The organism is Staphylococcus sp. Marseille-Q1834 (assembly GCF_916858875.1).
In the GTDB taxonomy this organism is placed as follows: domain Bacteria; phylum Bacillota; class Bacilli; order Staphylococcales; family Staphylococcaceae; genus Staphylococcus; species Staphylococcus pragensis.
The window spans coordinates 1,325,980-1,349,183 of the sequence record NZ_CAKASN010000001.1 but is presented as its reverse complement, the minus strand read 5'-3'; the positions used below and the strand labels follow the sequence as shown (position 1 = coordinate 1,349,183).

General features: G+C 33.3%; 19 protein-coding genes and 2 pseudogenes. 7 read left to right on the top strand and 14 right to left on the bottom strand.

What is annotated here, in order from left to right:
* Positions 1-221: 221 nt before the first annotated feature.
* Together LIX58_RS06635 and LIX58_RS06630 are read right to left on the bottom strand one after the other, a co-directional pair.
* Positions 222-1,439 (bottom strand): AraC family transcriptional regulator, encoded by a 1,218-nt coding sequence (locus LIX58_RS06635; protein ID WP_154837297.1) that lies wholly within the window; start codon positions 1,437-1,439, stop codon positions 222-224.
* 141 nt (positions 1,440-1,580) lie between these two features.
* The gene (locus tag LIX58_RS06630) at positions 1,581-3,365 is read right to left on the bottom strand and encodes a cation:proton antiporter (RefSeq protein ID WP_154837299.1); all 1,785 of its coding nucleotides are present in this window, start codon (positions 3,363-3,365) and stop codon (positions 1,581-1,583) included.
* A 259-nt stretch (positions 3,366-3,624) separates the two neighbouring features.
* Here LIX58_RS06630 and LIX58_RS06625 point away from each other — a divergent pair, with 259 nt between their 5' ends.
* Positions 3,625-4,668 carry a hypothetical protein gene (locus LIX58_RS06625; protein WP_413470815.1) on the top strand — a complete coding sequence of 348 codons (1,044 nt, stop codon included), beginning with the start codon at positions 3,625-3,627 and terminating at the stop codon, positions 4,666-4,668.
* Between the two features lie 57 nt (positions 4,669-4,725).
* Here LIX58_RS06625 and mhqR read toward each other — a convergent pair whose 3' ends face one another.
* Complete coding sequence (gene mhqR, locus LIX58_RS06620) at positions 4,726-5,160, bottom strand: MarR family transcriptional regulator MhqR (protein ID WP_154837303.1); 435 nt, start codon at positions 5,158-5,160, stop codon at positions 4,726-4,728.
* A 256-nt stretch (positions 5,161-5,416) separates the two neighbouring features.
* On the opposite strand from mhqR, the pseudogene aldA reads away from it, so the two are divergent.
* Positions 5,417-6,844, top strand: a pseudogene (gene aldA / locus LIX58_RS06615) (aldehyde dehydrogenase).
* A 58-nt stretch (positions 6,845-6,902) separates the two neighbouring features.
* On the opposite strand, the gene LIX58_RS06610 reads toward aldA, so the two are convergent.
* Positions 6,903-7,826: a metal ABC transporter solute-binding protein, Zn/Mn family gene (locus LIX58_RS06610; RefSeq protein ID WP_413470814.1), complete on the bottom strand. Its 924-nt coding sequence runs from the start codon at positions 7,824-7,826 to the stop codon at positions 6,903-6,905.
* 218 nt (positions 7,827-8,044) lie between these two features.
* Here LIX58_RS06610 and LIX58_RS06605 point away from each other — a divergent pair, with 218 nt between their 5' ends.
* Positions 8,045-8,326 carry a GNAT family N-acetyltransferase gene (locus LIX58_RS06605; RefSeq protein WP_154837305.1) on the top strand — a complete coding sequence of 94 codons (282 nt, stop codon included), beginning with the start codon at positions 8,045-8,047 and terminating at the stop codon, positions 8,324-8,326.
* 168 nt (positions 8,327-8,494) lie between these two features.
* Positions 8,495-9,301: pseudogene (locus LIX58_RS06600) on the top strand (VOC family protein).
* A gap of 144 nt (positions 9,302-9,445) precedes the next feature.
* Here the strand turns inward: LIX58_RS06600 and LIX58_RS06595 are convergent.
* Together LIX58_RS06595 and LIX58_RS06590 are read right to left on the bottom strand one after the other, a co-directional pair.
* Entirely contained in the window at positions 9,446-9,649 is a 204-nt protein-coding gene (locus LIX58_RS06595; protein WP_226386190.1) for an NINE protein, read from the bottom strand.
* A gap of 179 nt (positions 9,650-9,828) precedes the next feature.
* Positions 9,829-11,322: an aldehyde dehydrogenase family protein gene (locus LIX58_RS06590; protein ID WP_226386189.1), complete on the bottom strand. Its 1,494-nt coding sequence runs from the start codon at positions 11,320-11,322 to the stop codon at positions 9,829-9,831.
* A 484-nt stretch (positions 11,323-11,806) separates the two neighbouring features.
* On the opposite strand from LIX58_RS06590, the gene LIX58_RS06585 reads away from it, so the two are divergent.
* Positions 11,807-13,816 (top strand): YSIRK-type signal peptide-containing protein, encoded by a 2,010-nt coding sequence (locus LIX58_RS06585; protein WP_226386188.1) that lies wholly within the window; start codon positions 11,807-11,809, stop codon positions 13,814-13,816.
* Between the two features lie 73 nt (positions 13,817-13,889).
* Here the strand turns inward: LIX58_RS06585 and LIX58_RS06580 are convergent, their stop codons facing one another.
* Positions 13,890-14,549, bottom strand: a complete 660-nt coding sequence (locus LIX58_RS06580; RefSeq protein ID WP_154837317.1) for an NAD(P)H-dependent oxidoreductase — start codon at positions 14,547-14,549, stop codon at positions 13,890-13,892.
* A gap of 319 nt (positions 14,550-14,868) precedes the next feature.
* Between LIX58_RS06580 and LIX58_RS06575 the strand changes: the two genes are divergently transcribed.
* The gene (locus LIX58_RS06575) at positions 14,869-15,861 is read left to right on the top strand and encodes a D-lactate dehydrogenase (protein ID WP_226386187.1); all 993 of its coding nucleotides are present in this window, start codon (positions 14,869-14,871) and stop codon (positions 15,859-15,861) included.
* A gap of 65 nt (positions 15,862-15,926) precedes the next feature.
* On the opposite strand, the gene LIX58_RS06570 is transcribed toward LIX58_RS06575, so the two are convergent.
* On the bottom strand, positions 15,927-16,724 hold the full coding sequence (locus tag LIX58_RS06570) for a Cof-type HAD-IIB family hydrolase (protein ID WP_154837321.1): 798 nt from the start codon (positions 16,722-16,724) through the stop codon (positions 15,927-15,929).
* 216 nt (positions 16,725-16,940) lie between these two features.
* Positions 16,941-17,549, bottom strand: coding sequence for a class A sortase SrtA (gene srtA, locus LIX58_RS06565; RefSeq protein ID WP_154837323.1), 609 nt, complete (start codon positions 17,547-17,549; stop codon positions 16,941-16,943).
* A 166-nt stretch (positions 17,550-17,715) separates the two neighbouring features.
* Here srtA and LIX58_RS06560 point away from each other — a divergent pair, with 166 nt between their 5' ends.
* Positions 17,716-18,210: a GNAT family N-acetyltransferase gene (locus LIX58_RS06560; RefSeq protein ID WP_226386186.1), complete on the top strand. Its 495-nt coding sequence runs from the start codon at positions 17,716-17,718 to the stop codon at positions 18,208-18,210.
* A 42-nt stretch (positions 18,211-18,252) separates the two neighbouring features.
* Here LIX58_RS06560 and LIX58_RS06555 read toward each other — a convergent pair whose 3' ends face one another.
* From LIX58_RS06555 to LIX58_RS06535, 5 genes are all read right to left on the bottom strand, one after another.
* Positions 18,253-18,498, bottom strand: a complete 246-nt coding sequence (locus LIX58_RS06555; protein WP_154837327.1) for a hypothetical protein — start codon at positions 18,496-18,498, stop codon at positions 18,253-18,255.
* 186 nt (positions 18,499-18,684) lie between these two features.
* Entirely contained in the window at positions 18,685-19,581 is an 897-nt protein-coding gene (gene sdaAA / locus LIX58_RS06550) for an L-serine ammonia-lyase, iron-sulfur-dependent, subunit alpha (protein ID WP_154837328.1), read from the bottom strand.
* Between the two features lie 13 nt (positions 19,582-19,594).
* A complete protein-coding gene (locus tag LIX58_RS06545; RefSeq protein ID WP_154837330.1) occupies positions 19,595-20,281 on the bottom strand; it encodes a serine dehydratase beta chain in 687 nt (228 codons plus the stop codon).
* A gap of 2 nt (positions 20,282-20,283) precedes the next feature.
* Positions 20,284-21,330, bottom strand: coding sequence for a PTS sugar transporter subunit IIC (locus LIX58_RS06540; protein ID WP_154837332.1), 1,047 nt, complete (start codon positions 21,328-21,330; stop codon positions 20,284-20,286).
* Positions 21,331-21,890: 560 nt separating this feature from the next.
* Positions 21,891-22,925 carry a hypothetical protein gene (locus LIX58_RS06535; RefSeq protein WP_154837334.1) on the bottom strand — a complete coding sequence of 345 codons (1,035 nt, stop codon included), beginning with the start codon at positions 22,923-22,925 and terminating at the stop codon, positions 21,891-21,893.
* Positions 22,926-23,204: the final 279 nt, after the last annotated feature.

The following is a 23,204-nucleotide window of genomic DNA, read 5'->3' as shown; positions in this document are numbered from 1 at the left end:
AAATACAAAAATAACGCTTACAACACAATGGCCATAACCATTGTTTTGTAAGCGTTCTCTTAAAAATATCGACAAAATGTGACAAATTAAAATGATTCTTAAATATTTAATACAAAGTGTATAAACTCACCATTTAACTTAGCTATTTTTAATTTAATTGTCTTTTCTTTAAAAATTTTTACTTTTTTAATTTTTCAGTTTAATATTTTTAATAAATCCGACTACAGCATACCTTCCTTTTTCAATCTTCTATACTTCTTTGGTGATACGCCATAATATTGTTTAAAGCAAGTCGTATAATAACTTTGATCTTTAAACCCTACATAATGAGCAATATACTCAAAGTTCATGTCTGTATTAGCAACTAAATCTTCACTCTTCTTAACCCGTAATTGCTTTAAATATTGTGATATAGTCTCACCCACTTCTTTCTTGAATAAGCGTGATAAATATGCGGGTGTTAAATTAACAGCAGCAGCCAAGTCGTCTAAATGAACCTCATAACTTAAATGTAGTTCAAGGTATTGAATCGCTTTATTAATTTTTGAACTATATTTAAGTGTTTGTGCATACATTGAAGCATTCGCATATTCAGTAATTAAATCACGTGTTAACTGAAATATACCTTCAACACTTTTCTCACTATCAATTAAAAAAGCATACTTAGTAGATAAAGCATCTACGGTTAATAAGTTAACCCCGCTTCGTTCAATCACTTTTCTACATAGGGTATTCATTAAATAGGCTAAATATTTTTTAGTGACTAAGGCATCCTTTCCCCTTTCAATTCCAGAAATAATTGCAAATGTTTGTTGGAAAAGTGACAATGCTTTTTCTGAATTACCATTAGCAACTTCATTTAAGAATTGATTTTCTAAATTATAGCGTTCTTCCAATTGATTTAATGTGAAATTAAATTCATTTATACTCTCACTAAATGATTCTTGCTTAATATGAAAATTAAATTCTATAGGTTGAATCGTGTCATAATTCGCTTTACCTTTTAAAAATTTCACAGCTAAGCGTGCTGTTTTTTCTACTTGCACTTGTTGACACAAAGGAATAGATAACATGTATTGCTTAAAATCATCTAATCTATCTACCCCCATATTTCTTTCTTGGAGTAACTCATGACATTCACTTTCACTTGGTCTTGTGATAAGAAATGGTCCAATAACAATTAGTTGATTATGCTTATTAAACTTGAATAATAGATAATTTACTTTGAAACTATTTGTATATTTATAAATATACTTACTTTTCATATTTTTGATTAAATGGCTCAACTCACTTTTAAACGATTGACTCCTCGTGTTAGTAAAAGGAGTTTGAAGACATTTTCCAATACTTTTCACATCATAAATATGAAAGTTTCTAATTTGTAGATTAAAGAATTCTAGTGCATGCGTTTTGATTATTTCTAATTTCTCTTTATCCATAAACACACCTCTCCCTCATTATAAGGCGCTTACATAAATTTGATAAATGGAAAAGTAATTTTAATACATGTAGTCAGACTTTAAATAAAAAAATTGCCTAAAACGTCAAATGACGTTTCAGACAATTTTTAAAACGTTATATTATTCATAGACGTCTCTTAAGATACCATACGTCCCACTGTCTTGCTCTGGTAGTGGCTTACTACTTTTATTAAATGATACGACTTTGTCATCATCAATGTGATAAATAATCATGTCATGTTCAGTAATATGCTCATATTCTTCTGCGTGAACTTCCACAATATTTTTATTCGTAATGGTATTATCGAACCATCTTGGGCTATGATTTTCATCAAATAAAATATGATTACGTAATGGACCGTTGAGATTATTTCTGGCTTGTTCATCGGTAAATGACACAGGCATCATACTGACATTATTCAAACCAAACTCTGGCACTAATTCGTTAAAGGCTAAACTGTTGAAAATAAATGATTTCGTCATGAGTAAACACTTATTGTAACGAATTAAATCAGCGTAGATACGGTCACTACTTGAAAGTAAGTTACCTTTAAAGATTTCAAAGCCGTATTCTTCTGCTTTCGTCGATGTGTTCTCAAATAAATTGAAGACCATTACTGGAATATCATGCTCACGAAGTTTACTACCTAGATGGAAAGAGAATTCACTCTCACCTACGATAATCACGCCTGGTGGCTCCGTACTTGCTAAACCAAGTAATTTACTTATTGGTGTAAAGCTAAAGCCATAAATCACTACAGTAATAAATACTAATCCAAATGTCACTGGTGTAATATAGCTAGCCATTTTGACATGGTCATTCATAAATAACCCACCAAAGAATTGAGCTACCGTAAGAACGACGATGCCTCGCGGTGCCATCATCGCAACAAGTAAACGTTCTTTTTTCGTGATTTCAGTACCTATTGTTGATAGTAGTACTGACACAGGACGTACAAGGATAATCATCACTATCGCGAAGACAAGTAATTGCCATGATAAGACATCTATTAATACAGATGAGGTTAATGATGACGTAATCAGAATAAACACAGTTGATACTAATATTGATGAAGCATTTTCAACGAAATGATCTGACTCTTTGAAAATTAAGTCATGGCGTTTATAGCGTGCCATCATTAAACCAAAGATAGTTACGGCTAATAAACCAGATTCCTGTAAGATTTGGTCACATATACTAAATACCAATAGGATAAAGACGAGCTGAATGGATGGCATTAAGTTTTGTGGAATCATATCGCGTTGGATTAACCAATTGAATATGAATGATGCGCCAAATCCGATTACAGCTGTGATAACAATTTTAAAGATAAATAGGAAAATAACTTGAAAACCAAAACCTTGTTCCATGATTTGATAAACATAAAATGCGGTTAAAGCTAAAATTGGACCAATAGGGTCTAAAATAATACTTTCCCAACGTAGGATAGAATCCACACTCTTGCGCACTTTCGCTTGCTTGAGCAATGGCTGAATCACTGTTGGTCCAGTAATTAAGAATAGTCCACCCATCACGACAGAGACGGATAGTGGGAAATCTAAAATCTTGTTTAAGGCAATTGCACCTAAAAACCATGAAATGACAGCGCCAATCGTAATAATACGAATAACCGCTTTGGAAATACCTTTTAATTCACGGAAATCTAAGTTACTACTTCCTTCAAATAAAATAATTGCTACGGCTAATGAAACGATAGGACTAAATACTTCCGACCCCAACGTATGTTGAGGATTTGCTAGTCCCAGTATTGGCCCTACTAATAGTCCTACAATCGACATGACGACGATTGAGGGCCATTTGATACGTGTCGCTAACCATTGGCTAAAGATACCTAGCGCTAAAAATAGCACAATGATAAGCATGACAGGTAAATCAAAAGACATGCCTACACCTTCCTCGATTAAAAAATTCATTTTCTACTTTTTACTTAATACTGTGTTATACTATCAAACTTTCTTTAAGACTGCATTACTATTATGTGTCGTTTCTTTAAATGACCTTTGTACAAAGACAGTGTGCACTTCATGTAAACTTTAGTATTTATTTTTGTGAGAAATTTCGTTAAAATAAATAATTGTTTTTATTAATATTTTTAAAGTTTGAAAGGATTTTTCAGAAGTGCAGTTTTTTAAAGAGGCGATTATGGTCGCGTTTGCGTTTGTTGGTGTAGTCGTAGGTGCTGGTTTCGCGACAGGACAAGAGGTTTTTCAATTTTTCACAAGTAATGGTAGCTATAGTATTCTGGCAATTCTTATTACAGGGATTATCGTGACATTAGGTGGCATCTTTGTTTTACAAACGGGTTATCGAATAAAATCACATAACCATTCTGAATCGATACGGTATTATTTACCTTCTTGGATGGCACGTTTATTTGATATTATTCTTACTATTTTTCTATTTTCATTAGCGATAATTATGACGGCTGGAGGCGCATCGACTGTGCATGAAAGCTTTGGTTTACCTTTCTGGATAAGTTCCCTACTGTTAGTGCTCTTTATTCTAGTAACATTATTTTTAAATTTCGATCGCTTAATTGCTGTGTTAGGTGTGGTAACCCCCTTCTTAGTCATTGTAGTGACGATTATCGCGATTTATTACTTTATAACGGGCGATTTAAACTTCACGGCTGCCAATGATTATGCTCATCATCATCACGGGTTATCACTTGGTTGGTGGTTTGATGGTTTAAATTATGCAAGTCTACAAATTGCGGCTGCGTTTAGTTTCTTAAGTGTGATGGGTGGCCGTTTGAAACATCGCCAATCGGCAGTTTGGGGCGGTTTATTAGGTGGTCTCCTCATTACGTTTTTACTATTGATGATTAATTTAGGCTTAATTACAGAGTTTGAGCATATTCAATCTGTGGCGCTCCCTACCCTATTACTTGCGCGTCATATCTCTCCATTATTAGGTACGATTATGTCGATAATTATGATTTTAGTAATTTACAATACGGTCGTTGGGTTAATGTATGCCTTCGCTTCTCGTTTTACGGAACCCTTTTCCAAAGGCTATTACATGCTAATTATCGCTATGGCTATTGTCACGTTTATATGTACGTTTATCGGTTTCATTTCTTTAATCGGAAAAGTCTTCCCAATTATGGGCTTGTTCGGTTTCATACTCCTTATTCCAGTTATGTATCGTGGCTTTATTCAAATAATATCTTCAAATCATCAATAATACGAAAGGTTCTCACAGATACGTTACAAGTATCCATGAGAACCTTTTATATTATATTTATACTTCGGCTGATTGATGACTTAACTTTCTACATGCATGTTGAAGCGTAATTAATTCTTCTTCTGTTAATTCTGAGAAAGCATTTGTCAGTGTCGTAGCATGTTGAGGAAAGATCTGCGCCATAAATTGCTGTCCTTTATCAGTCAAAGTTGCATGATAGACGCGTTGATCGTTAGGATCTTTGTCTCGCGTAATCCAGCCCTTATCCTCAAGTTGACTCACCACATAAGAAATACTGCTACTAGCGATGAGTACTCTATCTCTGATGCGTTGAATTGGTTGTGGGCCTTTATTATAAAGTAATTCCAAGACAGCAAATTCTGTAACATTTAATCCGTAATTTTGAACATCTTGCTTAACTACTTTCTCTAATGCATCTAATGCCCTATGTAACCCTATAAATGCTTTTAATGATCCTTGTGTGCGATCCATTTCCTTACCTCACATTCTAGAATTTCATTTCGATTTGGAGATAAATTATACACTTTCTGTAGTTCATCGTCAATTTGAATACTTTTGTTTATTATGGTTGCATGATGACGTGTTGTTTCTCACTTTCTATTCTTGATATTTCGTGACGTATTTTACTGTTGAAAATGAATTTTCGTATACCTTATAAGTTTCTCTGACTTTTCTAAAAGAATAAAATAAAAGATTTCGGGGAATACTATGATTGGAGGTGTCTTAAGTGACCAATCAACTATTTATTAATAATGAATTTGTAGAGAGTAAGTCAAATGAGACGATGGATGTGATTAATCCTGCAACGGGTGAAAAGATTGATACAATTACGTTTGCGACGGAAGAAGAAGTGAATGAAGCAATTGAGAAATCGAAACATGCGTAACGTGAATGGGAGCGTGTGCCTGCGCCTACACGTGCAGAGCATGTAAAATTATTAATTCCCTTATTAGAGCAAAATAAGAATGAATTAGCGAAGTTATATGTTGAAGAGCAAGGTAAGACGCTTGCGCAAGCTGAGGGAGAAATTGATAAAGCGGTACAGTTTATCGACTATATGACAAGCTTAAGTATGAGTAATAAAGGTGAAGTATTGCAAAATAGTGTAGCGAGTGAAACGATTCAATTAACGAAGAAACCTATTGGTGTGACGGCAGGTATTGTGCCATGGAACGCGCCAATTTTGGTCTTAATGCGTAAGGTTATTCCAGCAGTGGTAACTGGTTGTTCTGTAGTTATTAAACCAAGTGAGGAAACAACATTATTAACATTGAAAATAGCGGAATTATTCCGTGCGTCAACTATTCCTGCTGGCTTAATTCAAATCGTACCTGGTACTGGTGAAACGGTTGGTACGCAACTTGCGACACATAAAGATATTCAATTAATCTCACTAACAGGTAGTATGGATGCTGGTAAAGCCGTTTATAAGAATGCGGCTGATACTGTGAAGAAAGTGAATCTTGAGTTAGGCGGTAACGCGCCAGTCTTAGTTACGCCACATGCTGATTTAGATAAAGCAGTAGAATATATCGTAACAGCGCGTATCAATAATGCGGGGCAAGTCTGCACATGTCCTGAACGTATCTTCGTACATGAAGATGTGCATGATGACTTTATTGCTAAAGCAAAAGACCACATGAGTCAACTTCAAGTGGGTGATCCATTTGATAACAATACAGATTACGGTGCAATCATTAATCAGAAACAATTAGATAGCATTGATGAGAAAGTTCAAGAAGCATTTAAAAATGGTGCTCATCTTGTGTTAGGCGGACATAAAATGGACCGTGCTGGTTTCTTCTATGAGCCTACAATTATTGATAATGTAAATCCTAACGATAGTGCATTCAAAGAAGAAATCTTTGGACCTGTGCTAGCTGTAACGACTTATAATGACTTTGATGAAGTGATTGACGCGGCGAATGATACAAATGCCGGTTTATCTTCATATATCTTCTCTGAGAATTTAAAAGAAGTGATGGAAGCGACAGAACGACTTAAATTCGGTGAAGTGTATGCGAACTGTGAAGCCGAAGAAGTGGTAAATGGTTATCATGCTGGATGGAGAGAATCTGGTTTAGGCGGTGCCGATGGTATTCACGGCTTTGAAGAGTACTACAATACAACGGTAAGTTATATTAGATGGTCTTAATCATATAAGATAACCCCCTTATTCCACGTTCTGGGATAAGGGGGTATTTATTAATATGCTACTGATTTAATGCTTTATCGAGCGCTTTAATATTTTTCTTCATGATAGATTGGAAGGTTAATGCGTCGTCGTTGGCTTGTGCTTTAGTTAGGACGGATAAGTTATTGAAACTTACTGGTTGAGCTTTTGTTTCATCTCGAATGACATCAGTGATTTTAGACGTAATATTTTGTTCATATAAGATGTACGGCTGATGTGTTTGCTCAATTTGTTTAATCATCGCAAGAATGTCTTTCTGGCTTGGCTCTTCATTATTCATGCCACTCACGCCTTCTTGCTCAAAGTGGTAGCGATGCGCTAAATAGCCTAAGGAATCATGAGAGATCACTACTTTATCACGTTTAGGATGTGTCGTGATTTGAGTTAATTCTTTATCCAAGTGTGTTAAATCTTGATTTAACTTTTGAAAATTATGTTCATAATACGCTTGATGTGATGGATCTCTTTTTACTAAATCATCTTTAATCTTCTTAGCAAATTTTTTATCTAATACTGGATCTAACCATACATGAGGGTCATGCCCCGCTTCAGCATGGTGATGTTCATGTTCATCATGATCATCGTCTTCGGTTAATAAGTCACTATGACTAAGCCCATCTGCCACAGCTAATTTCATATTGTCATTGTTCATTGATTTCGTAATTTTAGCTGAGACTGGATCTAAATCATCGCTCGAATAAATAAACAAATCACTTTTAGCAATATTAATCATATCGCGCTGACTTGGTTCGTACGTATGCGTGTCCGCGCCTGGAGGATAAATGGTATCCACATTCACATATTTGCCACCTATTTGCTGTGTAAAGCTTTTGAATGCGAATACAGTCGTATAGATGTCGATTTTATTTTTGGTTGTAACTTTCTCTTTCGTATGCGTACTGTGTGTTGTGCTACACGCTGATAAAGCAATACTTAAGCACATAACGAGGATCAGTACAGACGCCCTTTTCAAAAACAACTCAACCCCTCCAAAACGTAATGATTTCGTTCTCAACTATATCGGTTCTGTTTAAAAAAAGCAATATCTCTGTTTATAACAATTTCTATAATCTTTATATTCTAAAATTTATTTATCGAATGTTTTATTTTTCTGAAAAAGTGATACATAGTACTATGACATTATTAAAGGAGTGACGTAACATGGCTGAAGAAATTAAACAAGGTAATAACAAATTTTACGTTGGTGAAGATGAGAACAATCCTCAAGCAGTAATTACTTACAAGCAAGTTGATAATAACGAAATCGATATTGATCACACTGGCGTTTCTGATGAATTAGGCGGTCAAGATTTAGGCACTAAATTAGTAGATGCAGTGGTTCAACATGCGCGTGAAAACAACCTAAAAATCATCGCATCTTGCCCATTTGCGAAAGACGTATTAGAAAAAAATGAAGATTATCAAGATGTTTACTTCGGATAATTCATTATTTCGAAAGTTAGTTTACTCAAGGAGATATTCATTCTTCTTGAGTTTTTTTATGTGTGAAAACAATTATCTTGAGTATTTATTATTTATGGAATATATTTATTATACTTAATATAAATAATAAACAAAGATGATTAATTTCATCCTGGGAGGTACGTTACTATGACTTCATTTCACACAACTGAAGCAACACAAGTTACAAATATAACTTTAAATGTTCAAGATTTAAAAAAAATGACTGATTTTTATTCTAATATTTTAGGATTTTCTATAAAAGAACAACATACTCAATCTGTTACGTTTAACGTCGGTGTGCATGGCCATACGTTAACTTTGAATTTGTTAGAAGACGGACGTCGCCCTGCGTTTAGAGAAACTGGCTTATTCCACATTGCGTATCTTTTACCCACTCGCACAGATTTAGCGAACTTCCTTTTCCACATGAGCCGTATGAATATTCCTGTTGGCGGTGGCGATCATTTAGTGAGTGAGGCACTATATTTCAATGATCCAGAAGGCAATGGAATTGAAGTATACCAAGATCGCCCTACTGACACTTGGCAATGGTCTGATGGTTTTGTGAAAATGGATACCCTAGAAGTAGATGCCGATGATTTAATTGCACAACGTTCAGAAGACGGTTGGCAAGGTTGGCCTGCAGAGGGCAAAATTGGACATTTACATCTTAAAACACATGATTTAGGTCAAGCGCGTGAATTTTATATTAATCAAATTGGGTTAGAACACATTTCTCAATACCCACAGTCATTATTTATGTCTACGCAAAACTATCACCATCATATCGCCGCAAATATTTGGCAATCTAATTAAGTGCGCTTAGACAATGAACATACTTATGGTTTAGCTCACTTTGATATTTATAAACCAAATGTTGAAGAAACACATCTTACTTCACCAGAAGGCTTCGACATCACACTTCACAGTGATATAAGCGTAGTGCCTGGATAAATATTAAAACAGGATAGTCTGACGACTACCCTGTTTTTATTATTGATTATTTTTCATTAAATTAACTTCTTGCATAGCTTGTTGACGCACTCTATTTTCATCATCTCTAACCCATCCTGGAATTAAAAATGCATCAACAATTAATCAAATGGCTGTAATAACCCCAAATGTAAACCAAGTAACAAAAAATGTTATTAATAATATTATTATTCCTGTACCTATTTTACCGTGGTAAAAACGATGTACACCTAAACTCCCTAAAAAGAACCATAATAAATAAGAGACAAGCATTGTTTTTGAACGGTTAGCCACTTGTTGTTCAACGTACGATTTTTCTTCTAAATTCATAAGTATTATCCCTCCCTTTTATTTCATATCTTATTTTATCACTAGGAATTTTACAATTAAATATATAAAACAAAATATTTACATCAATATTATCATTAATTAAAATACTAAAAATAATCATATTTAGACATAAAAAAACAGGGCGCTTAGAACGCCCTGTTTTTTATGATCTATCTATTTTAGTATAAACCTTTTGTTTGGTTGCTAGTGTCGATGAAGATATTTTTAACTTGTTGATAGTTTTTAATTGCATCTTTGTATACTTCGCGACCGATACCTGATTTTTTATATCCGCCAAATGGTGCACCAGCTGGAATTTGGTTGTAAGTGTTAATCCAAATACGACCAGTTCTCATTGCTTTTGATACATTTAAAGCGCGGTTGATATTTGTAGTAAAGATACCACCTGCTAAACCATATTCTGAGTCGTTCGCAATTTTAACCGCTTCTTCTTCGTCTTCAAATTTTTCAACAACTAGCACTGGACCAAAGATTTCTTCTTGCGCTAATTGATGACTGTTGTCTTTCAGTTCAATAATTGTTGGTTCGAAGTAATAACCTTTATCTAGACCGTTGTCTGTAATTCTATGTCCACCAGTTAAGATGTTTGCATTACTATCTTCTTCAGCTAATTTTACATAGCTTTCAATTTTCTCAAGTTGTTCTGGACCAGTTTGAGCACTCATTTTCGCGTCTTCATCAAATGGGTCGCCGACTTTAATATTTTCAAAAGCTTCTTTTAATTTAGGCATTACTGTATCGTAAATTGAAGATTGCACTAATAAACGAGAGCCTGCACTACATACTTCACCTTGGTTGAATAAGATACCTAATTGAACACCTTCAACCACTTGGTCTAAGTTGGCATCGTCAAAGATGATGTTTGCACTTTTACCACCAAGTTCTAATGTCGTTGGTACGATACGTTCAGCACCTGCTTTAGCAACACCATAACCTACATCAGTTGAACCAGTGAATGATAATTTATCTACACCTTCATGATTAAAGATGGCGTCACCTGATTCTGAACCTTTACCTGTTACGATGTTTACAACACCTTTAGGTAAAACGTCTTGGAAGATTTTTGCAAGCTCGATTAAGCTTAATGGTGTTGATGATGATGGTTGAATTACGATTGTATTACCTGCAGCTAATGCTGGACCTAATTTCCATGATGCTAATAAGAATGGGAAGTTCCATGCTACAACGGCACCTACCACACCAACTGGTTCATTAACAACTAAACTCATTGTATTTTCATCAAGCTCATTAACAGTACCTTCGTCAGTTGTTAATACACTTGCAAAATATTTGTATTGGTTCGCAGCTTGAGGAATATCAATTGTTGATGTTTCACGGTAAGGTTTACCGTTTTGTAATGATTCGATAGTCGCAAAGTGTTCAGCTTTTTCATGAATACGACGACTAATTTCTAATAAATAGTCTGCGCGTTCTTCTTTAGAAATCTTGCTCCAACTATCAAAAGCATCATGAGCTGCTTGAACTGCTTTATCTACGTCAGCTTTATTCGCTTTAGCTACTTCTGCTAAATCTTCACCATTAGCAGGATTTGTCACTGTTAATGTTTCTCCACTTTCACTAGGTTGAAATTCTCCATTAATGAATAAATCATATTTCTCATCGATAAAATCTCTAACATTAACTTTACCCATAGTCATCATCCTTTTTAAATGTATTTAAAAATGTTTGTGAATAGCTTTATATAACATGATACACAGAATGTAAGCGTTTACTCATTCTGCATCTATTTTACTCTAAATTTAAGAATAAACGAAACAAGTTGCTCGAACTCATTTCGTTTCATCGTTTATATATTTATTTTACCCGCTCATATAAATTTTATTCACTAAACGTTAAACCCATTGAATAACAATTTTAGCTTACTGATGAAGTTTACCTTAAGATGTTTCACTACGATGACTTGAAACAACTAAATCAAATATTCAAAATTTATTAGTCTACATATTTTTGAAATTCACTTCAAAAATACATGCAATTAAAATCATTTACAAAAATTATAAAAATATTTTTTTATTACACTTCGTTTATTCACGCACTGCTATAGTGTATGATTATTTTAAACATATTATAAAAATTTTATATAAATAAATCTCATTATATTAAGGAGTGATTTTATTGGTTTTCAATAATAAACAACGTTTTGGTATTCGTAAGTTCACTATAGGAATTAGCTCAATACTTTTAGGTAGTATATTGTTTATCGGGGTGGACTCAGTCGCCCATGCCTCAGAATTAAATGATACTAACAATTCTTTACCTACTAACTCATCATCTACAAGTAATCCAAATGATAACAATCAAACTAATGAAACTAATCAATCAGCCCCTCTAATAGATTCATCTGCTAATGCAGCCAATAACGATAAAGAATTAAATAATAATGACCAATTGAATTCTACTAATAATTCTCAATCTATAAACCATAGTGAAGACACATCAGATTCATATAATGCTAATACAGATAATAACAATAACGAATCAGATTCATATAATACTAATACAGAAACAACTAATTCAGATTCTAATCTATCACCGATAAACAATAATCAGCAAAAACATCTTATAAATGCAAATAGATTTCAACGTCCCCCAAAAAACCCTAATTGGGATGTGAGTTCTCTTTTGCCTATAGGTGGTGGTGTTGATGTCACACCAGGCTTATCCACATTTAAAGATGATGGTAATGTAAATTATAATTTCACTGTATCTTTAAGTCCTATCAAATCAAGTGATCATATGCAAACAGGTAAAACTTTTGGAATAACCGTACCTAAATTTGTTCAAAATGTGCAATTCAAACTCATAGGTACACGAGAAGAAAAAACCTTAGTTCCTCATAATGTTAATTTAACTTTAGGTCAAATCTCTGAAGAAGACTATAAAAAGACTAATAAATTTAATCTCATCCCTACATATGAAGAATATTTGAAATTGAAAAATGCAGGTAAGAATGAATTACCTTCATCAGTAATAAAATATGATGAATCTAACAATTATTTTAGTGGCGGAACTTATAATCCCGATTATGCTAAATCATATGGTGTAAGCACTTTAATAGATGGATCGATAGGATTAAATGTTAGCTTTGATATCACTAAAGAACAATTTAAAAAAACGCCTTATCTGCCACTCGATGCTAGAATAAGATGGAAATCAATAATGGAAAATTATCCAATTGATTGTTTTGAAAATGGATCGCAACCATTAGATAATTTTAGACATCATATATCAACTTTTTTCAATCAAGATGAAAAAAGTAGACTTTCTTCATATACATTTATAGAGCATCCTGAATACATTCATGAAGATGATTTTGATGAAAACGGATTATATCTTGAACCATCAATAGGTGTAACCAAAAAATTACATGATTGGACATTAATTGGTAATGATATTAGTCATTCTAGCTTTTATTATTGGATGACTTTTGCATCAGGTGCAAATTCATCTGTTTTATATGAAGTAGCTGATAACGAAGATTATGCTGATGTTGCTGTAGCTAAAGTAACTGAACAACCTAAAACACCGGAACAACCTAAGACGCCGGAGCAACCTAAGACACCAGAACAACCTAAGACACCAGAACAACCTAAATCGCCAGAACAACCTAAATCGCCAGAACAACCTAAATCGCCAGAACAACCTAAATCGCCGGAACAACCTAAAACACCAGATAAATCTAAAACACCAGAGCAACCTGAATCGCCAGAGCAACCTGAATCGCCAGAGCAACCTAAATCGCCAGAGCAACCTAAATCGCCAGAGCAACCTAAATCGCCAGAGCAACCTAAATCGCCAGAGCAACCTAAATCGCCAGAGCAACCTAAATCGCCAGATAAATCTAAAACACCAGATAAATCTAAAACGCCAAATAAACCGAATACATCAGAAAAATGCCATGAATCTAAACATGCTCATAAAATAAGCAATACTAATGGTTCAAATGAAAAACACTTGCAATCCCATCATAAAAACACTCATCAAGATAAGATTGCAGACACAAAAGATAAACTTCCTTTAACTGGAGAAACTAAACAAAATAATAATATTTTATTAAGCATTCTTACTACAATATTTGGATCTTCTTTACTTTTATTACGTCGTAAAAATATGAAGAACAAATAACAAGTATTGTAAAATAAATAGAGCTATCTATTTCATCCACTTGAAATAGATAGCTTTTTTAAATATATATAAATTATTCAACCCATTGAATGACGTCATCAGCAGATTGACGTACCTTCTCTTTAGGCTCTTCTTTACGATAACCGAATGCAACCATCACTGAAGGCGCAAATTCATCAGTATTTAGAATGCCTTCTTCAGATAAGATTTCAGTGACTTTGTCTAAGTCGAAACCTTCCATTGGACATGAATCAATGCCTAACAATGCTGCAGACGTCATCATATTAGCTAAGGCAATATATGTTTGTTTGCTCGCCCAATCTAACAATGTACGATCATTATCATTAATATGGAAATTAGTCTGGAATCCATTTACTTTATCATTAAACGCAGGTAACGTACTTTCTTCGTATTTTTTAACATTTTTAACGATTGATTGAACGTAATCAGAACTAGGAGTTACATTCTTACGGGCTAAGATAATTACGAAATGACTAGCCGTTTTCAATTGTTTTTGAGCACCTGAACTATACGGAATTAATTTATCACGTAACTCTGAATTTTGAACTACGACGAAGCGCCATGGTTCTAAACCTAATGAACTTGGCGATAATCTTGCTGTTTCAAGTATAGTATCAAAGTCAGAATCGCTCACTTTCTTTGCTGAATCAAACTCTTTTGTTGCATGTCTAAAATTGAATGCCTTTAGAATCGTATCTTGCATTTCACTCATAAACATATCCTCCTAAGTTTAGTATCACTCAAATTATAAATGACTCACCCTTCACACTAAAGATATTAGCTTACAAATTTCTTTCTTATTATTTGAAAATTAATCCCAAAAGACTTTTTTATGTGAAATTTTTAACATTTTAAACAAAAAATTGCTAAAAACTATTGATTTGTGAATTAATTCACAATATAATGTATTTGTAAGTTAAGTAATAGAGATGTTTCCAATCATTATTTTAATTACACATACATTTCTATAGACAACTTCAGTCTTATTTATTTATTAATATATTATTACTATCTGAAATGGGGTTATTATAATGACACAAATTATGTTTTTCGGAACTCGTGACTACGAGAAAAATGACGCTTTAAATTGGGGTAAAGCTAACAACGTTGAAGTTGTAACTTCTGAAGACATTCTAAGCGAAGATACTGTAGATCAATTAGAAGGTTTCGATGGCGTAACTACAATGCAATTTGGTAAATTAGCAGATTCAGTTTATCCTAAACTTGAAAAATATGGTATTAAACAAATTGCTCAACGTACAGCTGGTTTCGATATGTACGATTTAGACCTTGCTAAAAAACATGGTATTGTGATTTCTAACGTACCAAGTTATTCACCTGAAACAATCGCTGAATATTCAGTATCAATTGCATTACAATTAGTACGTAAATTCCCAGCTATTGAAAAACGCGTTCAAGAACATAATTTCAAGTGGGCTACACCAATTATGTCTACACCTGTTAAAAACATGAAAGTTGCTATTATTGGTACTGGTCGTATCGGTGCTGCTACTGGTAAAATCTATTCTGGATTCGGCGCTGAAATCGTAGGTTACGATGCTTATCCAAACAATTCTTTAGATTTCTTAGAATACAAAGATTCAGTTGAAGAAGCAATTGATGGTGCAGATATCATTTCATTACACGTACCAGCAAACAAAGAAAGCTTCCACTTATTCGACGCTGACATGTTCTCTAAAGTGAAAAAAGGTGCTGTATTAGTTAATGCTGCTCGTGGTGCTGTAATTGATACACCTGAATTAATTAAAGCAGTTAACAACGGTACATTATCAGGTGCTGCTATCGATACTTATGAAAATGAAGCAGACTACTTCACTTATGACTGGACTAATAAAGAAATTGAAGATAAAACATTATTAGAATTAATTGAAAATGAAAATATCTTAGTTACACCTCACATCGCATTCTTCTCAGATGAAGCTGTAAGAAACTTAGTTGAGGGTGGATTAAACGCTGCATTATCTGTTATCAACACAGGTAAATGTGACACTCAATTAAACTAAGATAATACTCAATAAATTATAAAAGCTGAACTCTCAATTCTTTGAGACTTCAGCTTTTTTCTCGCCTATTTTAATACTTCTTGTTCAATAATTTGTAAAACACCTTGTTCATCATTACTCGGTGCTACAGCACTTGCAATATCGAATAAAGATTGATCTTGGCTATTTGCCATGACATAGCTGTATTTTGCGAATTCAAGCATATCTTTATCGTTATTCGCATCTCCAAATGCCATTAACTCTGACGCATCCATATTCCACTCACTTAATAATCGTTTTAATGCTTGTCCTTTCGTCATGTTAGGCATGATAATATCAATACTATTATGACCACTTGAAACAAGTTTAATAGTATCGCTAAACTTTTTCTCTAAATCAGTATCTAATGTTAAATGTGTATCACGATTAATGTTTAGAGCGATTTTGACATATTCATCCTCTGGTAAAGGTTGAAATGAGTCAATTTCTTCTAATTGATGATAATAGAAATGCGCATCTTTTTTAAAAGCCTCACTTGTATCTTTTAAAATATATGCACTTTTCAAACCACATACGATAAATTCATCAATGTTTCTTTCAGTATTTAAATAATTGACTACTTCGGTATAATCATCTTGATTAAAACTACGATAATTGTATAAGTCTGTCCCATGATAAATGACTGCCCCATTTTCAGAAATAAAGAACATATCTCTTTCCCCAAATATTGATTTCAGTTTCGCAAATTGGTTACCACTTGCAGCAATAAATTCTATGTTACGTTGCTTTAACTCTTGAAAGATTCTTTCAAAACGGTCTTTATCATATTCCTTATTCGAATCTAAAAATGTGCCATCCATATCCACAGCAATTGCCTTAACCATAAAGGTTCCCCCTTGAATTTAACGTCTTATTTAAATTAATTATAGCTATCCCATTTTTGTGATTAAAGTTTAGTAAATAAGGTTGAAACTATATTCATATTTAGAAATTAAATTCAGTGATTAAAACTAATTATTGGTGTATTTATCCTTATAAGAATAAGTGACTGAAAATAAAAATCCTCTTACTCATTGATAAAGTAAAAGGAAATTAAAATATTAGTTTATTTGTTTGGCGACGAAGATTTTGCGTTTTTCCCAGACACCTGTTTGTTCGTTGTAATTGTCGCAAGTGATTAGGGTTAATTGGTTGGTTTCACCTTTATGTTCATCTAACACTTTAACCTCGTCTGGGTTGACGTCGCGGATGCTAGTCATTTTATATTTACGTGTTTCATTGCCTACTTTAAAGTAAACTTTACTTCCTTTTTTGGCTGCTTTTAAGTTAGTAAATTGATAATGTGGACGGTCAATAAAGGTATGTCCAGCTATTGAGATGTTTTGATCGTCTAATTTTTCATTTTCTTCTGCGAAACTTACACCACGATTTAATTGTTCTGGTGTAGCTGGGCCAAGATAGACTGGTTCTTTAATTTCTGCATCTGGAATGGATATGTAACCTGCCATTTTGGATTTATCTTTAGGAATGGTTGGTGTCTCCTTTTTCGACGCTTCTTTTTTACCATCATTATCATATTGTTCAATTTTATTATCATTATCTTTTTCATGCAGATAATTATCTATATGTGGTTTAGCAAATAAATATATTGCCACTAGAATTAAAATGACGCCTATAATTGTCATTAAATGACTTGTCCAATTTTTCATTATGTGGGGCTCCTTTAAGCTAGTCGTTCTTTGCTCATAGTATATCACTTTTAAATCACTATTTTAATTTAATTTCTCTATTTGAGTGTAAGGTTTAATTACAAACATTTGCCTCGTATAGGTTCAAACTTTTAAAATAAGAAAAAATACTAAAGTAGGTGGCAATTTGATTAGAAACGCTGAAAGACAAGATTCACCCGCAATATTAGAGATTTATAATGATGCAATTTTAAATACTACGGCAGTTTACACATATGACGCACAAACGATGAAAGAACGTGAAGCTTGGTTTGAAGCTAAGATACTCGCGAACGAGCCTGTCTTTGTTTACGAAATAAATAAGAAAGTAGTTGGCTTTGCGACCTATGGACAGTTTAGAAATTGGCCAGCATATCTATATTCAATTGAACATTCGATTTACGTTGATAAGGATTATCGTGGAAAAGGCATTGCCTCGCAACTACTAAGTCATCTGATAGAAGATGCCAAACAAAGAAATTATCGCACTATCGTGGCAGGAATAGATGCTTCAAACGAAGGTAGTATTAAATTGCATGAAAAATTCGGATTTACTCATGCAGGTACAATTAAAAATGTAGGATATAAATTTGAACGTTGGCTTGATCTTGCATTTTATCAATATGACTTATTTGATAAATAGTTTATGTCACATATTTTCTAGAACTAAAAAACAAGTGAACGATTATTCGTCCACTTGTTCTTGTTCCACTTGTTTTTGAAATGTATAAAATCTTTCTTTTAATTCTTCTATTTTTTTCCTCTTTTTCTCTTCAATAACAAAACTCACATAATGAAACAGAAATACTAAAATCATGCTTAATGACATTGATTCAAATAAGAGATTCTCCCAAGTTCCCTCAACTGTGAAATAATGTGTAATCGTTGTGTTAATGACGAATACTAAAAAGATGATACTTAATCTAAGCATACCATCAGCCCCTTTGGAGTTATTTTATACACGGAGGTGAAATTTTGCAATAACTTTTTTAATTTTCTGTAAATTATTATTAAAGTTTTATATATTGGGTCTGCCTTTTCAAAAAAAAATAAAAAAACCATCCTCGAATGGATTCATCACATTCGAGAATGGTGAGTTATTTGAATTGATTATACTTTAGTTTTTAACTGGATTTTCTTCAGCAGCGAAGATTTTTTTCTTAATTGCTTCGCCTGTTGGTGTGCCTGCTAGACCACCAAGTCCAGTTTCACGAAGTTCTGCTGGTAAGCCACGACCTACTTTATCCATTGCTTCAATCACTTCGTCAACAGGAATTCTGCTTTCAACGCCAGCTAATGCTAAGTCAGCTGAGATTAATGCGTTACCAGAACCAATTGCGTTACGCATTACACATGGAATTTCAACTAATCCAGCAACTGGGTCACAAACAAGACCTAATAAGTTACTGATAGCTAATGCCATTGCATGACCTGATGCTTCTGGTTCGCCACCTGTGATTGATACTGCTGCCGCTGCTGCCATTGCTGATGCAGAACCAACTTCCGCTTGGCAACCTCCTGTAGCACCAGCAACACTTGCATTGTTTGCTACAACACGACCGAATAATGATGATACAAATAAGAAGTCAATCATTTGGTCTTCTGTTAAATTATGTGTTTTTTCTAATTTGAATAACACACCAGGGATAGTACCTGAAGAACCTGCTGTTGGTGTAGCACAAATAATTCCCATCGCTGCGTTAACTTCGTTTGTTGCTACGGCACCTTTAACAGCTTCCATCATTTCATAGCCAGATAAGGCATAGTTATTTTCATTATAGTCACGAATTTTTGCCGCATCGTGACCTGTATAACCTGTTACACTTTCAACACCGTCGCCTGTTGTCCCTTTTTTCACGGCGTCACGCATAACTTCTAAGTTTTGTTTCATTGTTTCTCTAACTTCTTCGCGAGATTTACCAGAAAGCTCCATCTCTTCTTTAATCATAATATCCGCGAAAGACATTTTGTTTTCAACTGCGTAGTCTATAGTTTCTCTAATTGAATCAAACATCTTTAATCCCCCTCTATTTTATATAGGATATGTTTAAGTGACTATATTTTTCTTTAATTTGATTTAACGTTGATTCAGGTAATGCTTTAGTTAATGGTAATACCGCTAAACTATGATCTTTGCCCGTTTCGATCATTTCCTCATCAATAGATGCACCAAGTTCACTAATATCATTTAAGAAATGATTGACTTCTGATTTGCCAATTTTGCCGTCCATTTCTAAGATAGGTAAACCATGGTTAAAGTTAACTTCTAGTCCTTCAACACTAATTCTTTTTAATTTAATTGTACCGCCACCAATTGAGTTACCGATAACTTCAATATGGCGACCATTAGCTTCAGCGATTAAGTAAGCACAGTTAGGGTGCTCACCAATGCTTGGGCCGTCTTCTTCTATAATATCAATATCAATATTTTGATCTTTTGCAATCGTTATAGAGTCTTTGATACGACTGTCAAATGTACTATAACCCATTGAACCACCGATTACTGCTAAGTCAGTACCGTGACCTTGGTGTGTTTTTGCGAAAGATTCGTAATAGTGAATTGTTAATTTTTCAGGTTGCATATTGCCTAATACTGAATAGGCAGCATTTCCAATTTTAACAGCGCCTGCTGTATGAGAACTTGAAGGTCCCATCATGACAGGGCCGATGATATCAAATGCACTTTGATAATCGTAGTTTTTTTTAGTAACCATTATTAAACACTCTCCTTAGGTTGTTTCTGTTTACTAGGCAATTTCATACTCATATTCATTAAATTGAATTTTTTGATTAACGTACTGAAAACAAATGCTAAAATCACACTTGTGATTGCAACTGCAATAATTGTAAGAATTGATTTAGTCGCATTATTAAAGCCGAATAATACGATTGCACCTGCGATTGGTGTTGCCATACCTTTAACATTTATTACTAGTCCACTAAATGTTACGATACATGCATTTACCACACCGATGATGGCATTTGTTCCGTATAATTGTAAAGGATATTTAGCAATTAAATCGATTTGTGTTAATGGTTCAATGAAGACAGCAAATGCTTTTGATTTACTACCACCAATGTTAAGTCTGCTAAATAATACAGCGTTTACGAATGAAGAACCAGTACATGTTAATGCACCAATCGCCATTGGAATTCCAGTTAGTCCTAACAAGCTTGTTAATACCATTGAACTTAATGGTGTCATACCTGTTACTGGAATTACTAGTCCTAAAATAACGGCTAATGCATATGGATGACTAGCACCTACAGAAGTAATCGCGCCACCAATTTGATGTAATATAGCCATAACTCCTGGGCTAATCACTTTCGCTAATCCGAATGCAATCGCTGGTGCTAATAAAATAACAACGATTAAATCTAAACCTTCCGGAACTTTCTTCTCGATAAATTTAATTCCGAATGCAATTAAGTAAGCTGCAATGAAAGCTGGTAATAATTTGAAATCATGTAGTACTAACCCTACAATAACAGCAAATACAGGTGAAACGCCAAGATTTATACATGTTAAAATCCCAACTGCTACTCCCGCTAAACTTCCTACTAAATCACCAATTGTTTGAAAAAATTGGATATGAAATACGCCACCAATAGCGTAACTTAAGAACGCTTGTGGTAAAAACGTTGCACAAGCAGCCCCTGATAATGCTTGTAGTCCTTGTTTACCATATGGCGCAAAGTTTAAGAATAGCGTCATAACGATAAGCACTAATACAAGGGTGCCCACTCCTAAAATAATATTCATTCCCCAAAACCTCTTTCTATTTATTTGTTAACCATGATTATGGTACACCCATTGGAAAACGATTTCAATACATCTAAAGAGTTAAACAAGACTAAATTGTGAAATAAATCATATTTAGAAACTTTTTGAGGAACAAAATATTTTAATTTTGCTAAAAATTGTTAACAAGTGATTAATTGTTAACATTTTACACTGTAAAAAGTAACTTTGTAAACTACTTATCCCAATCCCAAAATATTTGTAACAATGCATAAATTATGTAGTTATCTTTGAATGCATTTACACCGTAACGTCATTTTAGATTAGATACTATTATTTTGCTCACATAAAAATAGCAAGCGAGAAACTAAAATCTTTTAAGATTTTAGTTTCACACACTTGCTACATTTTTAATCATTTCGTTTTTTTAATATAAATATTTTAACTTAATGAATGGTCTAACATAAGTGTTATTACATTATACCAAATTTTACCAATTACTTATTAATTTAATTCACTCTTTATTTAACTCGTTTTGTAATAGAAAGACTATGGAGGTGGTCTAATGAGATAATATAGATTTATGACGAAGCTCCCACCAGTATTTCAATTAATTCATGATATTGACGCTTAGTTATAAATTCTGTCGGTTTATAATTTTTATTGAAAAGTTGATTATATAATTGAAATGCAGTATCTCGAGGAATTAAGTTAAGTGAGTGAGTCGTTTGCAACCACTCTAAGAAAGAATGTTGTACATTGTCTCGTTTATAGGAAATAATAAGTTGTTTAAAGGTATCGAAATTAAACAGAGGTTGTTTGGGATATAGATTGACGCATGACTTTAAGTTTTGAGAAAGCAATAAATTATGTTTAGTTAGGCGGTACTCTTCTAAAATTAAACTTTCAGGAAATTTAAGTATGATGAGGAATAATTCTAATAAAAAGGATTGTTTAGAAGATTGATGATTTAAAGATTTACCTATTTCTATTGTAGGGGCATATTTACAGTAAGCGCTAAGATGTGCTTCTAATACACTTTCATTATTATGTGTCGAAGTTAATGTACTTAACGAAAGCTCTATTTTATAATCTTCTAATTCACAATATAAAATATCATTTTTAATCTTTATTTTAAATTTTTCTTTTTGAAGATGTGTACAAAGTACTTTAAATAAAAGAAGAAAATTTGAATACAATGAAGCACTGATATTTAAATTTTCTAGAAGTGGTTTAATTTGGGAATCTGTAAATGAAAAGTTGCGTTTTTGCAGTGTCTTAGATTTTAAGTTAATACTTTGAAGATAATAATAAGAAGTAATGATCTGATCATGTATTGTTTGAGGATACACATTAAGAAAGTATAAATCGTCGAGTGTGTGATTAAGTGGTGGTTCTTCTTTCAAAGAAACGAGTAAGGAAGGATCATCTAATGAAAATAATTTCTGCGTAGGAGATAAAATGTGCTGTTCTAATTGGTCATTGTTTGGTAGTGGAATGCCATGCTTGTGTAAGGTTGTCTGTAATGCCTCATAATCTAATTCATTAATGTAGGCAAACGTTCTTAAATGATTACGCCAAACACTTTCATAAAGTTCTTGCTTATTGATTAACATATCATTCATCCTTTCGTAGTTGGAACATATTCATGATGTCTTAAAGGATTATATTTTATAGTGATATTAAACGCTTATTTTATATTTTTGTCAATATAAAATAAGCGTTTAAAATAGAAATTTTTATTTATAAATTATTCCTATCCATTTGCCTCAAAAATTTATTTTACAAATATTTATTTTCTGTAGATAAAATCATTCTAAATTTAATATTTTGAATAGCGGACTTTCAAGTATCAAAAAAGAGAAACGAACTTTATCATCAAGCTCGTTTCTCTT

Bases quoted from the DNA above. Each gene is read 5' to 3' on its own strand.
- LIX58_RS06635 (WP_154837297.1), bottom strand. From the start codon at position 1,439: ATGGATAAAGAGAAATTAGAAATAATCAAAACGCATGCACTAGAATTC.
- LIX58_RS06630 (WP_154837299.1), bottom strand. From the start codon at position 3,365: ATGTCTTTTGATTTACCTGTCATGCTTATCATTGTGCTATTTTTAGCG.
- LIX58_RS06625 (WP_413470815.1), top strand. From the start codon at position 3,625: ATGGTCGCGTTTGCGTTTGTTGGTGTAGTCGTAGGTGCTGGTTTCGCG.
- mhqR (WP_154837303.1), bottom strand. From the start codon at position 5,160: ATGGATCGCACACAAGGATCATTAAAAGCATTTATAGGGTTACATAGG.
- LIX58_RS06610 (WP_413470814.1), bottom strand. From the start codon at position 7,826: ATGTGCTTAAGTATTGCTTTATCAGCGTGTAGCACAACACACAGTACG.
- LIX58_RS06605 (WP_154837305.1), top strand. From the start codon at position 8,045: ATGGCTGAAGAAATTAAACAAGGTAATAACAAATTTTACGTTGGTGAA.
- LIX58_RS06595 (WP_226386190.1), bottom strand. From the start codon at position 9,649: ATGAATTTAGAAGAAAAATCGTACGTTGAACAACAAGTGGCTAACCGT.
- LIX58_RS06590 (WP_226386189.1), bottom strand. From the start codon at position 11,322: ATGGGTAAAGTTAATGTTAGAGATTTTATCGATGAGAAATATGATTTA.
- LIX58_RS06580 (WP_154837317.1), bottom strand. From the start codon at position 14,549: ATGAGTGAAATGCAAGATACGATTCTAAAGGCATTCAATTTTAGACAT.
- LIX58_RS06575 (WP_226386187.1), top strand. From the start codon at position 14,869: ATGACACAAATTATGTTTTTCGGAACTCGTGACTACGAGAAAAATGAC.
- LIX58_RS06570 (WP_154837321.1), bottom strand. From the start codon at position 16,724: ATGGTTAAGGCAATTGCTGTGGATATGGATGGCACATTTTTAGATTCG.
- srtA (WP_154837323.1), bottom strand. From the start codon at position 17,549: ATGAAAAATTGGACAAGTCATTTAATGACAATTATAGGCGTCATTTTA.
- LIX58_RS06555 (WP_154837327.1), bottom strand. From the start codon at position 18,498: ATGCTTAGATTAAGTATCATCTTTTTAGTATTCGTCATTAACACAACG.
- sdaAA (WP_154837328.1), bottom strand. From the start codon at position 19,581: ATGTTTGATTCAATTAGAGAAACTATAGACTACGCAGTTGAAAACAAA.
- LIX58_RS06545 (WP_154837330.1), bottom strand. From the start codon at position 20,281: ATGGTTACTAAAAAAAACTACGATTATCAAAGTGCATTTGATATCATC.
- LIX58_RS06540 (WP_154837332.1), bottom strand. From the start codon at position 21,330: ATGAATATTATTTTAGGAGTGGGCACCCTTGTATTAGTGCTTATCGTT.
- LIX58_RS06535 (WP_154837334.1), bottom strand. From the start codon at position 22,925: ATGTTAATCAATAAGCAAGAACTTTATGAAAGTGTTTGGCGTAATCAT.